At 54.4% G+C, this 13,225-nt stretch carries 11 protein-coding genes; 5 read left to right on the top strand and 6 right to left on the bottom strand.

Annotation, left to right across the window (positions count from 1 at the left end; genetic code table 11):
• Nucleotides 1–27: 27 nt before the first annotated feature.
• The 3 genes from KA369_06445 to KA369_06435 all read right to left on the bottom strand — a co-directional run bounded on the left by KA369_06445 (nucleotide 28) and on the right by KA369_06435 (nucleotide 3,577).
• Nucleotides 28–1,764: a thiamine pyrophosphate-binding protein gene (locus KA369_06445; GenBank protein MBP7735597.1), complete on the bottom strand. Its 1,737-nt coding sequence runs from the start codon at nucleotides 1,762–1,764 to the stop codon at nucleotides 28–30.
• Between the two features lie 87 nt (nucleotides 1,765–1,851).
• Nucleotides 1,852–2,769 (bottom strand): hypothetical protein, encoded by a 918-nt coding sequence (locus tag KA369_06440; protein MBP7735596.1) that lies wholly within the window; start codon nucleotides 2,767–2,769, stop codon nucleotides 1,852–1,854.
• Between the two features lie 190 nt (nucleotides 2,770–2,959).
• Complete coding sequence (locus KA369_06435) at nucleotides 2,960–3,577, bottom strand: transposase (protein ID MBP7735595.1); 618 nt, start codon at nucleotides 3,575–3,577, stop codon at nucleotides 2,960–2,962.
• A 411-nt stretch (nucleotides 3,578–3,988) separates the two neighbouring features.
• Between KA369_06435 and KA369_06430 the strand changes: the two genes are divergently transcribed.
• The 4 genes from KA369_06430 (at nucleotide 3,989) to rsmG (ending at nucleotide 8,668) form a co-directional block, all read left to right on the top strand.
• Entirely contained in the window at nucleotides 3,989–5,152 is a 1,164-nt protein-coding gene (locus KA369_06430; protein MBP7735594.1) for a U32 family peptidase, read from the top strand.
• 209 nt (nucleotides 5,153–5,361) lie between these two features.
• On the top strand, nucleotides 5,362–6,612 hold the full coding sequence (locus KA369_06425) for a histidine--tRNA ligase (protein ID MBP7735593.1): 1,251 nt from the start codon (nucleotides 5,362–5,364) through the stop codon (nucleotides 6,610–6,612).
• A gap of 42 nt (nucleotides 6,613–6,654) precedes the next feature.
• Nucleotides 6,655–7,167 carry a GNAT family N-acetyltransferase gene (locus KA369_06420; GenBank protein MBP7735592.1) on the top strand — a complete coding sequence of 171 codons (513 nt, stop codon included), beginning with the start codon at nucleotides 6,655–6,657 and terminating at the stop codon, nucleotides 7,165–7,167.
• A gap of 7 nt (nucleotides 7,168–7,174) precedes the next feature.
• Entirely contained in the window at nucleotides 7,175–8,668 is a 1,494-nt protein-coding gene (rsmG, locus tag KA369_06415; protein MBP7735591.1) for a 16S rRNA (guanine(527)-N(7))-methyltransferase RsmG, read from the top strand.
• On the opposite strand, the gene KA369_06410 is transcribed toward rsmG, so the two are convergent.
• Nucleotides 8,638–9,192, bottom strand: a complete 555-nt coding sequence (locus KA369_06410; GenBank protein MBP7735590.1) for an adenine phosphoribosyltransferase — start codon at nucleotides 9,190–9,192, stop codon at nucleotides 8,638–8,640. The two genes, rsmG and KA369_06410, sit on opposite strands and share 31 nt — an antisense overlap.
• Nucleotides 9,193–9,316: 124 nt before the next feature.
• Nucleotides 9,317–10,669: a hypothetical protein gene (locus tag KA369_06405; protein MBP7735589.1), complete on the bottom strand. Its 1,353-nt coding sequence runs from the start codon at nucleotides 10,667–10,669 to the stop codon at nucleotides 9,317–9,319.
• A 205-nt stretch (nucleotides 10,670–10,874) separates the two neighbouring features.
• Here KA369_06405 and KA369_06400 point away from each other — a divergent pair, with 205 nt between their 5' ends.
• The gene (locus tag KA369_06400; protein MBP7735588.1) at nucleotides 10,875–11,993 is read left to right on the top strand and encodes a trypsin-like peptidase domain-containing protein; all 1,119 of its coding nucleotides are present in this window, start codon (nucleotides 10,875–10,877) and stop codon (nucleotides 11,991–11,993) included.
• 11 nt (nucleotides 11,994–12,004) lie between these two features.
• Here the strand turns inward: KA369_06400 and KA369_06395 are convergent, their stop codons facing one another.
• On the bottom strand, nucleotides 12,005–13,225 hold the full coding sequence (locus tag KA369_06395) for a tetratricopeptide repeat protein (GenBank protein MBP7735587.1): 1,221 nt from the start codon (nucleotides 13,223–13,225) through the stop codon (nucleotides 12,005–12,007).

Genomic DNA, 13,225 nt, shown 5'->3' with positions numbered 1-13,225 from the left:
GCAGAGCCTTCCGTTGGGGTCAGAGCATCACATTGAAATCGAACCTTTCCGGAAATCGGTTTTACTGATCTTCGCATTGACTATCACAGGTTTCCCTTTTTTCAGGGCATCCAGGGCCGCATCAAGCACAGCGTCGATCTCTCCGGCGCTGCTTATGACAAACCCGGCTCCACCGTAGGCCTCGGCGACCCTCTGGTAATCCGAATAGTTAAGCTCTGTCCCCACGGGGTCGCCCAGGATTTCAACCTGGTCTCGGTATATCTGGCTCCAACAGGCGTCGTTGCCGATAATGGCTATTACCGGAATCCCATGGCGCGCAAAGGTGTCAAATTCCTGGATACTGTACCCTGCCGCACCGTCACCATAAATGATCCATATCTCCCGTTCAGGACGGCAAAGGGACGCGCCGATGGCAAATCCTCCCCCAACCCCCAGTGTGCCGAAGACGCCCGGATCGAGCCATGACAGAGGAGCCGGCGGGCGGAGGATATAGGACGCTGTGCCAACGAAATCGCCGCCATCCGCCACGATTATCGATTTTTCTCCCATGCGCGCGGCGATTTTCTTTAGCAGAAGCACGGGGTTGACCAGATCGCCGGATTCCCCGGACAAGGAGTCTATCTCAGCTTCGCGCTCAAGCTCGCGTCCGTGGAGAGCAGCCAGCCAGGAGGCTCTGTCTGTGGAACCCCGTGGGAATGCCTCCCCGAGGGCCCGGAGAAACAGGGAAGGATCGGTGTGTATCCCTACATCGGGCCTTCTGTTTAAAACCATGTCCCTGCGGCTCCGGTTGATCGATACGAGCTTTGCGTGCCCGCTGATGTCACGGCCGTAATTGAGGCGAAAATCGCAGGGAACGCCGGCCAGGATAACCAGGTCCGCGTCACGAAGAGCATCCTTGCGCCGGTGCCTGAACTGGATAGGATCATTGGCGCCGAGGAGCCCCCGGGCAGTTCCGGTGAGATAGACCGGCACTCCGAGGCGTCTCACGGCACCGGCCAATGATGCAGCCTCGCGCGGCAGGGTCAGAGCCTGGCTTCCCACAATCATGAGAGGCCTTTCGGCCCGGGCAACCATCGCCGCTACACGGCCTACGCTGTGCCGGCTGAAGTTCTTTTCAGCAGTTGGTATCGATTCCAGTTTCACGGATTCCAGATCACAGGCAAACATTCTGTCAACGTGACGGCGCAAATAGAAGTTAAGGATCCTGGTCCGCAGGCCGGCGGCGGCCGGGCCGCCGCTTTTAGTCCCGTACATCTCCCTTACAGTCTTTTCATCATAGAGCAAATCTATGGGGCACTCGACAAAGACCGGCCCCTGAACGCCGGACCGTGCGATCCTGAAAGCGCTCTGCACTACAGGAATAATATCGCAATTTTTTCTGATTGTCAGGGTGCGCTTCACAGCGGCTTTGAGGAGACCCAGTTGGTCAATATCCTGGAGGGATCCTCTTCCTTTTAACACTGTTGCTGCCGCCCCTCCAAGGAGCACCATGGGTGTCTGCGCATGGAGGGCGTTGACCAGCGCTGTAATAGTGTTTGTGACGCCCGGCCCGGCCGTCACAATGGCAACGCCGGGAATTCCTGTGATGCGGGCGGACGCATCGGCCGCAAAGACAGCTGTAACCTCATGACGACAATCAATAACCTTTATGCCTTCATTCTTGCATCCCACGAGGATAGGTGAAATGTGCCCTCCGCAGAGTGTAAAAACATGACGGACCCCTTCCTCCTTTAGTATTTCAGCAATGACCATGCCGCCGTTCATGGATTCCCCCCATGTTTACGATATTAAACAAATAACGCGGCGGAAAAACCCCGCCGCGTTATGAATCATTTCATATGAAACCTCTACTTAAAATCTCGCGCTCACATTGAAGGTGAATCCGTAGAAATGGTCCCACTTGCCTTTCACCCAGCTGTTCTTGTATGCAAAATCGAGCATTGAGCTGTCGTCCTCACCGGGAGTGCAGGCTACGCCGACCCAGCGGAATCCGGCTCCGATGGAGATGTGTGCCGGTGCTATGAAATAGGCTATACCGACGTCGGTATCGAAGCCGAAGCCGATCACGTCTGTATCATACTTGAAGGGCATAACATATGACCAGGGGAAGGGAAACAGGTACTTGCGCTCAAATTTGTGATTCCCGAAGTTGACGATAGCATTCACATCGAAATAGATGGAGAATCCCTTTATCTCGTATTCAAAGCCTATTCCGACAAGGGGCCCCACCTGGAAATACTTGTAGTCATAATCGCCGAAATTTATCTGCAGCGGCAGATGCAGCAGAAATTGATCACCGTTCCCCTTGGCGTAATTGAAACGGGCCCCGAAATTAATATAGAGGTATTGTACAATGCTCTTGCCAAATTTAACGTCAACATCGTAGCGGCGGGCCGATGAATCGCCCACCGTATAGTTCAACATGGGCACACCGAATGGAGCTAAATTCCATAGCGTCAAATCCCACTTCAAGTTTGTATAGGAGAATTCATTTTTCGTAACACCGAAAAGCGCCTGGAGGTCCATCCTCCAGCCTCCCCATTTGAGACCCAAAGCCGGTCCCAACATGAGGGATCCGTCATCATCATCCTTCATCCCGCCATAAAAGAGGCTGGTTGATTTTCCTGAATGAAGCTCCTTGAAAGGAGGGTCCCATATATCATACATACCAGAAAGACCGACCTTTACCTGCACCGCTCCTGCCGGCGCCGGCCCCATGACTGCGACCAGGGCGATAACAATAACCGCTATACCCACTATTTTTCTCATACAAATCCTCCAAGATTTATATAGATGTAACATGGTATATGCTATGCCGGATATTTTACGGTGTCCAGTTATTTTTGTTATTAATAGTAGGATGATTTCTGGTTTTTTCACAGATGTTAATTATTGTTCTTAATGTTCTTAATGTTCTTACATTTCCTTCCATAGCCATTTTTTCCACTATAAATTCCTATCAGGCTCTGACCCCCTGGCCTGCATTCCAAAAATATATTGCCAGCCTCTTCCGATAGGCCTCCTCGTAAAAGAGAAACTTTTTAACACGCTCCTCAAATGAGTCCCCCAGTTTAAGGAAAAAATAATGCAGAGTAATTTTAAGCGGCGCCTGGAAGTTCTCATCAAGATAGCAGTTGATAAATCCGATATCATTCTTCCGCGGGTCCCGGGATAATTTTTTCCTGACAGGATTATATCCGATATACCAGAGAAGCCATAGGAGATATTGTTCCGGGTTATCGGCCTCCTCAATGATGGTTGAGCCGAATCGCCCATTCCAGAATGCCCCGGTTTTCCCCATGGCTTTATTGTATTTCTCGGCAATTCTCGCCTTGATGTATTGCATGATGCGGGATATTGTTTCCTTGTCCTCGCAGGTTTTAATAAGGAGGTGAATATGATTGGCGACAATTTCAGCGGCGATGAGCTCGAATTCATATTTTTCCTGGCACAAGGTGATTGCCTCAATAAAATATTTCTTTCCGTATTTGCCTTGAAGTAAATTTCTCTTTCCGTGACACATGGAATAAGCGTGATGGGTTGATCCCTGTGCGATTTTTCGAGTTGGTCGTGGCATTGTGTTCTCCATAGATCGTATTTAAAGGGTATACGATTGAGAACGGATGATTTGAAAAAAATTGTGGCAAAATGAGGCGAAATCAGGGGGTCAGAGCCAATGATAAGAGAGGCAGGAAAGATAGGGCCAGAGCCTTCTCTTTAAGGAAGCGTTTTTTAGGATTGCCTGACCCCCATGATGTATGCTCCGACCCCCTACTTCAACCCGGGATCATACCACCATGCTCTGACCCTCTCACGCACATCACCTCAAAAAAATTACAGATAAAAATTCTTTGATGGAAAATTATTACAGGCGATTCATTTCAAATTTTTTACTTGCTCCCATGATAAAATTTTTGGCTAATACCATATTATGAAGAATTCATGCATACTACCAGAAATTGTGGCCCCTGCAGGAAACCTGGAAAAGTTGAAATTTGCCGTTCTATATGGGGCCGATTCCGTGTATTTCGGGGGGTCAGAGCATAACCTGCGGGCCCAGGCGGACAATTTCTCCATCGATGACATCAACGAAGGAGTATGCTATTGCCACGACCATGACGCCAAGGCCATATTCCTCCTGAATTCTTTCTTACACGAAAAGGACATTTCCGCCGCAAAACGGTATATTAACGGGGTCAGAGCCATTCCCTTCGATGCGGTCATGATATCCGATCCGGCCATGATGACCCTTATCAGGGAAGCCGGCATGACCTGTTCGGTACATCTCTCCACCCAGATGTCCACCCTTAATCACCTGGCAGTCCGATTCTGGCACAATGCCGGCATCAGCAGGATCGTCCTTGCACGGGAAGCTACGATTGATGATATACGCATGATTCAGGAAAACACCGACGCGGAACTCGAGGTTTTCGTCCATGGCGCCCTCTGCATCGCCTATTCAGGCCGCTGTCTTCTGAGCCGGTACATCACAGGCCGCGACGCCAATCAGGGTGATTGCGCCCAGGCCTGCCGGTGGCGATATTCCCTCGTGGAGGAAAGCAGGCCCGGAGAACCCCTTGATATAATCGAGGGTCGGGCCGGCACGGAGATACTCTCATCGAAAGACCTCTGCCTTATCGAACGAATCGGCCAGTATATAGATGCCGGGGTCAGAGCCTTCAAAATCGAGGGAAGGATGAAATCCGTGTATTATGCAGCCAACACGACCAGGATCTACCGTGACGCGGTGCGCACAGCTGGCACAGCCGAGTTCGAGAAGCGCCTCCCCTTTTACCGTGAGGAGCTTGACCTGGTGAGCCACCGGCCCTACACTGACAATCTCTTTAATGAATTCAATGGAAAGGGATTTTCAAGCATCAATTACATTAATAAGGCCATGTTCCTCGGATACAGGGCCAGCTCTGACCCCCGCGGGGTCCCCATGTTCAAAACCTTCAATCCCATTTACCGCGGAGAAACCGTTGAGGCAATCTTTCCTATTAACGACTCGATCAGAGACGGGCGGTTCACTGTTAAGGATATAATCGATGCGGAAAATAACAGCGTGGAAATGGCGAGGCCCAATGCCATCTATACTATTAGATTTGATCCCGAAATGGGAGACCATGCGATTCTTCGAAGAAGACGGTAATGTTAATCATCTTTAAACTTAGCCGCATGAATAATAATCGCTGTCCCAACATGAAAAATCTCTTCGAATTACCATTGTACTCTTGACAAAAACCGCGCTCTGCGACACATTAGTTACATAATAACCGACGGTGACATCATTATGGGTCACCCCTTCCAACCTCCCGTTACGGGAGTGTATTAAGAAGCATAAAAATTAAGGATTATACAATGTTATCACGACCTCCAGGCATTGAAGATATATTCCCCGATAGGATCGACCGGCGAAACCACGTTGTCAGCGCTGCCCGGGAAGCCTTCAGGCTGTTCAATTTCAAGGAAATCATCATCCCCGTGATGGAGTTCACCGATGTCTTCGTGCGCGGCCTCGGCAACGAGACCGACATCGTGTCCAAGGAGATGTTCACCTTCGAGGACCGCGGCGGCCGCAGCCTCACACTCCGTCCGGAAGGAACCGCGTCGGTGGTGCGAGCCTACGTCGAGAACGGCGAGTACAACCGCCTGGCCACATGCAAGTTCTTCTACATCGGGCCCATGTTCAGGGCCGAGCGGCCCCAGAAGGGCCGCCTGCGCCAGTTCAACCAGTTCGGCGCGGAGCTCTTCGGTAGCTCTGACCCCTACCATGACTTTGAGGCCATGGCCATGATGGACGCCATCGCGAAGAAGGCCGGGGTCGGCGATTACACGCTCCTCATCAACTCCATCGGATGCCCGGCCTGCAGGCCCAATTTTGTGAAAGAGCTCACCGCCTATTACAGCGGCATGAAGGACCTCCTCTGCAAGGACTGCGCCTCTCGCCTTGACCGGAATCCCCTGCGCCTCCTGGACTGCAAGCAGGACTCGTGCCAGCCCCTGAAGAAGGACGCGCCGAAGACAACGAACTTCCTCTGCGACGAGTGCAAAACGCACCACGGCGCGGTAAAGCAATACCTCGCCGGCGGCGGCATCGCCTTTACGGAGGACCACCTCCTCGTCCGAGGCCTCGATTACTATACCAGGACCACCTTCGAGTTCGTCACCTCGCGACTGGGCGGCCAGAACGCTTTCGCCGCTGGCGGCAGGTATGACAACCTGGTGGAGGAATTCGGCGGGAAGCCGACTCCGGCCGTGGGCTTCGCCGCGGGCATAGAGCGGATGGAGCTGCTCCTTGAAGGGAGCTTGATATCAGGCGGCGGCGTGGACGTATTCCTGGTTCACACCGGCGGCGCTACCCAGGAGCGGGCCGTCTCCCTCTGCGGAGCACTGCGCGCCGGCGGCATCTCCGCTGACATGGATCCCGGCTCCAAGGGATTCAAGGCCCAGTTCAAGAAGGCGGACCGGGAGGGCGCGTCCTTCGCCCTGGTCATCGGCGAAGACGAGCTTGCGGCCGGCACCTGCACTGTCAAGGACCTGAAGAGCGGCGCCCAGGAGGGGGTCAGAGCCGATTCAATAGTCGATTATTTGCGCGCCCGGCTTGCGTAACGGGGCTGGATGGGAAGCGCGGACCGGCGGGGGGTCAGAGCCATGTACACAATACGACCTGTCAATGAGAACGACCTTGCTACGGTGTGCGGATTCATCGCCGGGGAGCGCGAGACACATTACGCCTTTCCCGATGTCGCCTATCCCCTGACCGTGGCGGTCCTCAGGAAATTCGTGGAATCCCGTTCGGACGCCACGATCCTCATGGAGGACGGCACGCCCGTCGGATTCGCCGATCTGTTCAACATCAAGAGGAACGTCCAGTGCTACATCGGCAACGTCATGATCGACAAAAATCATCGCGACAAAGGAGCGGGGCGGCGCCTCATACAGGAGATGGTCGACATCGCCGTTTTACGGCACAATGTCACGAGGATCGTCATACCCTGCTGGAGCGAAAACACGCCGGCCGTGCTGCTTTATACCAGGCTGGGGTTCAGGCCCTTTGAGATCATGATAAAGAATCACAATGACAGCGAGGCCGTGCCCGTGCTATTGTTCGAAAAAAACATTGATACCGATCTGCCGGATCCTTCCCCTGTGGGAACCCTGTGACAATTCCATGGCAGACAATAAAAGCACTAACCTCATAAACGAGATCTTCCGCAACTGCGGCATCGACCTGACGCCGCGGCAGCTCGACCAGTTCGGCTCTTACTATGATCTCCTGGTCGAGAACAACGATGAGCTCGACCTGACGCGCATCACCAATTTCGAGGACATCGTGATCAAGCATTTTGTGGATTCGATCTACTTCACCGAATTCATCGAGCTCCCCTCGCCCATCATAGACATCGGCACCGGCGCCGGCTTCCCCGGGATTCCCCTGAAGATATACCTTCCGCGTCTCAGCGTCATCCTCTCGGAGCCGAGGAAGAAGCGCGCCTCCTTTCTCGAGACCGCCGCGCGCACCCTCCGCCTCGGCGACGTGAAGGTGTATCCCCACATGGTGACGGACAAATCCTTTTTCACGGTGGAAGGGGTGATAACGCGCGCCCTGGAATCGATCGACGAGACCCTGTCGCGGGTGAACCACTTCCTGCCCAGGGGCGGAAAGGTCATCTTCATGAAGGGACCGGAGGCTGACCGGGACCTCGGCGGCGTGTCGCCCGAAAACCTTCGGTCCTATTCCCTGGAAACGGACCGTCATTACCGTCTGCCCGGCACCAATTACGAGCGCCGCATCATCACATATCGGAAGGAAACCGCCGTGACGAAGAAAACCTTTACCATCCTCAAGGACCTGAAAGCCACTGCCGGTACCGCAATCACCTCGCCGGAGAACAAAACCTTCAAAGAGCTGAAGAGGCTGGGCGACGGAAGCGCCATCAGGAAATCGGGCACGGCCCTGGTATCGGGAAAAAAGATAATCGCCGAGCTGATGGGGCGGGACGGCATAACCATCGATGAGCTGATACTCCATGACGGCTACGGCGAGGATGACGATGGGATCAACGCCCTTATAGACAAGCATGAAGCCGCGGGGTCCCTCTATGTGCTGAAAAAATCCCTATTCAACGAGATCGACATCTTCAATACCGGCGGGCCGATCCTTGTCGTGCGCACCCCCGAGATGAAGGAATGGGATATGGATATCGGTCCGGGGTGCACCCTCCTGGTCCCCTTCCAGGATCCGGCGAACGTGGGATCGGTCATACGCTCCGCCGTGGGGTTCAACGTGGGAAAGATCGTGCTGCTGAAGGAGGCGGCCAATCCCTATCACCCTAAATCGATCAGGGCCTCTGCGGGGAGTGTCTTTAACGCCGTCATGGAAAGGGGACCGTCGATCCGCGAGCTGCCGTCGCTGTTAAAGGAGAGGGTTTCGTCCGTGGTGGCCCTGGACGCGGAGGGCGATCCGCTGCACTCGTTCACCTTCCCGGAGCGTTTTCTGCTTCTGCCGGGCATTGAAGGCCCGGGCCTGCCCGATACTTTCAGGGGCAAATCCGTTTCGATACCGCTGAACAGCTCCGTTGAGTCGCTGAACGCGCCGGTATCGGTCTCCATTGCCCTTTATGAGTGGAGCCGTCAATCCCCCTCGAACTCCACCAGGGTGTAGATATTGTAGCCCGATTCCTCGATCTTCGCGCGGCCGCCGACGTCGGGCAGGTCGACGATGAAGGCGAGCTCCACCACCTCGCCGCCGAGCTTCTCCACCAGCTTGGCGCAGGCCAGCGACGTCCCGCCCGTGGCCAGGAGATCGTCGATGATGAGCACCTTGTCTCCCTTTTTTACCGCGTCGATATGGACCTCGAGGGTATCCGTGCCGTATTCGAGCTCGTATTCGTATGAGACCTTCTTCGAGGGAAGCTTTCCTTTTTTCCTGATGGGCACCAGGCCCTTCCGCAGCTCGTAGGCTATGGCGCCGCCGATGAGAAAGCCCCGCGCCTCGATACCCGCTATGCAATCGATATCCATCCGCGCGTAGCGCCTGATAAAGGCGTCGATGCACATCCGGTACCCTTCCCTGTCATGGAGGAGCGTGGTGATGTCACGAAACATGATTCCCGGCTTGGGGAAGTCGGGAATGGTGCGTATTTTCGATTTAATTATCTCTTCTATTTTATGATTTCTATAATTCATGGCCGCCTTCAACGAGAGTTATTCCAAAATCATTCTCCCCCTCCCCTGGTGGGAGGGGGTATTTATATTTATTATACCTATCACCCCCACCCGACCTCACCCATCAAGGGGGAGGGATACCATGTCAGAATTTCACTTCCGCCTTGACATACACATTATTGTTAGGTGTCGGATCCTTCTTGGTGAAATCGGACAGGTACGCCTTCATATGGTACCGAACGGTCTCATAGTAGAGGACCATCCTGAAATACTGGCTGAACTGGTACCCGATGCCGCCGCCGAGCACCAGGGTCTCATGGGTCTGCCTCATGTTGCCGGCAAAGCTCGGCAGCTCTTTTCCCCAGGCGACTCGTCCCAGGAACAGGACGCCGGCGGGAGTTATGGCGCCGAGATTGACGTTGAACCATCCGTCCACCAGGTAATATTTCAGCTTGTGACGCTGCGAGTAACCGCTATAGGGCGCCGCGACCCAGATGGTCCTGGAATTCTGCATCTCCGGCATGAAAAAATTGCAACCCACCTTTATGAGGTCGCTGGACCAGGCGGCGCCTACGCCGTAATAGCCCCTCCGCTCGATTCCCCGGTAGATCACCGAAGCGGCCCCGGTGCCGGTGGTCTTGTTCTTGTTCGTGTCTTCCCACCTGCCGTAAAAATTCACATGGAGCTCTTTGATGTAATCGACCGGGTTGACAGATACCAGCACGGTATGGGCCTTGCCGCCGTATTGCTCGTTGTTGTCGGATTTGACGCCTTCGCCGTTTGTGATGGAATACTCAAGGGTGACCATCTTGAAGAGGTTCAGCGACACCAGGCCGCCGAGGTCGGCCGAGTCGTCGAAGCTTCTGCCGTTCAGCACCAGCTTCGAATTGTTGAGGTAATTGGGGCCTATCCAGCGCAGGTCGTTCAGATTGTCGGTTATGCCGACCACGGGAGTGGCTATCTTGCCCAGCTGCGCCTTGAGGGTTACGGACCCCACCGGCGTGGCAAAATCCTTGTAAAGCTGTACGAAGCCGTACTTGAGATAGATCAGGTCGGAGCTATAGGGATCGATATCCGCGGTTATCTTCAGGCTGAATATCTCGCCGAGACGCTTCTTGACGGTGAGATAGCAGCGGTTTAACCGGAACGTGTTTTCGTCTTTCTTGTAGTTATACCGCTCCACCGGAACGATGTCCTGGATATTTTTCGTGAGAATATACGTGTCATCGAGAAATCCCCAGCGTGCCACCTTGCTCCAGCTCGAGCCGCCGGTATATTTAAAACCGCTAAAATAGGCCCATTCCATATACACGAGTGCCGACAGGTCGACATAGAGCTTGCTCGGGTCCTTTTCCTCGGTTTCGGTTTTCTTATCGATTTCCGCTGCCTGCTGTTTATCTTTTTCGGGCTTCGCCTTGTCCGCCTTTTCCTGCGAGAGCGCCGGCAGGGCAAAAGACAGAATAGCAACGGAAACCAATACGCCCACAATCCTTTTCATATACGTCCTCCGGGGTTGTAACATCGCGATTATTTGACTTGTTTCTATTATGTGTGATTTTTTTTCAAGCAGTAAACATACCCGCCCGCAATATCCGGCAAAATATCAAAAAAAATTGTTGTAACATTTATATTTTTTTGTAACTGATAGTATCGCTTCCCGAAGGAAGCCCCGGCCGTTAACGCCGCAACCTGTGGAGAATACCATGAAAAAAGTATTGATGTTTGCCTTCCTTGGAACAGCCGTCATCGCCGCCTCCTCTCTGTACGGGGAACAATTCCTGGGTGATACGGGCCGTGAATCGCCCCTGAAAAAGCAGAACCAGAATTCGCCGATCTACGAGCTCCAGAGGACGTTCCAGAAGATCTACGACCAGTACCGCAACAGCGTCGTATTCATCAGCACCGAGAAGACGGTCAAGACCGCGTATCGTGATCCCTTCATGGACGACCCCTTCTTCCGGGAGTTCTTCGGGAAGAACCGGCCGGCGCCCGATTCGCGCAAGCAGAAGGGCCTCGGCACCGGGTTTATCGTATCCGCCGACGGGTATATCTGCACCAACCACCACGTGGTCGCCAACATGGATTCGGTCATGGTCAGGATAAACAACAAGGACTACAAGGCGGCCCTGGTCGGCTCGGACCAGCTGACCGATATCGCCCTCCTGAAAGTCGCCGGCAGCGGGAGTTTCACGCCGGTCTATTTCGGGAATTCCGACAGCGTTAAGGTCGGCGACATGGCCATCGCCATCGGCAACCCCTTCGGCCTCGACAAGACCATCACTACGGGCGTCATAAGCGCCACCGGTCGCCACGTGTACAACGACATGGGCATTTCCCACATACAGACCGACGCGTCCATCAACCCCGGCAACAGCGGCGGGCCCCTCATCAACATCGACGGAGAAGTGATCGGCGTCAACCGCATGATATACTCCAGCACCGGCGGGAGTCTCGGGATCGGCTTCGCCATCCCGATCAATACCGCGAGGGACACGCTGATACAGCTCAAGAGATACGGGAAGGTCAAACGGGGCTACATCGGGGTCCAGATATCCCCCCTCACGCCGGAATTCGCCAGGGAGCTGGGGCTGCAGAAGCCCGAGGGCGCCCTGGTGGGGGCCGTGGAAAAGGAAGGCCCGGCCGACAAGGCCGGGCTCCGTATCAGGGATGTCATTACTCATATCGAGGGTAAGGCCATTCGGGACTTCTCCGACCTGGTGTCGCTGGTCGGCGCCACCGGGATCGGTAAAAGCGTCAGGGTCACCGTCTGGAGAGACAAGAGCGAGATTAATGTCTGGGTGACGGTGAAAGAGCGGCCCTGACGCTGGGGCTCCTAGAGTTCCCCCACGTTCTCGTATTCGTCCTCATCATAGGCGGTCCCGGTCATGCCCTTGTCGTCGGATTCCCGGTCCTGCCGCTGCGATGAGTCGTCCTTCTTCTTGATGTCCGGCTTCACAGTCTCCTCTTCCGCGTCGGGGACCATCCTGTTCTGGATGCGGGAGAGCATCTCCTGCGTGCTCATGCTTTTCCATTTCCGGGCCGTGTCGATATTGGCCCCGCGGGGATAGTTGTTGATATAGAGCTGGAATTCCCGCGCGGCCAGGTCATATTTCTTCATCAGGAAATAGGAGTAGCCCTTTTTGATGCGGGCGGCCTCGTCCTTCCGGCTGTCATAGTTGCTGAGGACCTGGTTGTAATAGCCGATGGCCGTTCCGTACCGGTGCATGGCGAAGTAGCACTGGCCCATCCAGTAGAGGCTGTTTTCGGCGTAACCGCTGTCCGGGAAATGGCTGAGGACCCTCTTGAAATTGGAGATGGCGGATGAGAACCTTCCCCTGCGGTAATTCTCATGGCCGCTCCGGTAGAGCTGGTGAACATAGGCGTGCTTTACGTCATCGGCATAGGGGCTGAAGGCGCCGTAATACTTGAGGTAATGATCATACATATCGTAGGCCATGTCGTCCTGGCCGAGGCGCTTGAAGGCCCGGGCCTTGCCGAGGATGGCCTCCTCGTTTTCGCCGTTCTCCGACAGGGCGATATCGAACATCCGCTTCGATTTCTCGTATTCCCTCATCTGGAGGTAGGTGTGGCCGAGCTCGGTATAGACCCTGCTCCTGAAATCGCGATTCTCGGAATTGTGGACCAGGCCCAGGAGCTCGTAAATACCCTCCTCGGTATAGCGCTTCATCACCTTGAGACGGGCGATCCGGGTTTTTATCTCCCGCGCGAAGGCCGGATCGATGTCCCTGTTGCTCTTGAGGATATACACGTACTTCAGGTAGGCGAGACGGTTCAGGTTCATCCTCTCGTAGGCCTGGGCGATATAGAAACAGGCCTCCGGTTCCGCCTTGGTGCCCGGATACTTGGCGATCACCTTTGTGAAGATATTTACCGAGTCATTGATCGCTTCCCGCGATCCCCGTTCATAGATCAGCTTGCCCTCGGTGAGGAGCTCCCGCGCCTGCCGCTCATCCCGGACAAAATTCTCGTAATAGGCGAAAACGCCGATCCCCAAAACAACCAGTACAGCGCCCACTATAATTCCTTGTTTCAT

Source organism: Spirochaetota bacterium (genome assembly GCA_017999915.1).
In the GTDB taxonomy this organism is placed as follows: domain Bacteria; phylum Spirochaetota; class UBA4802; order UBA4802; family UBA5550; genus RBG-16-49-21.
The sequence above is the reverse complement of the archived record's forward strand: the minus strand, read 5'-3'. Positions and strand labels throughout refer to the sequence as shown.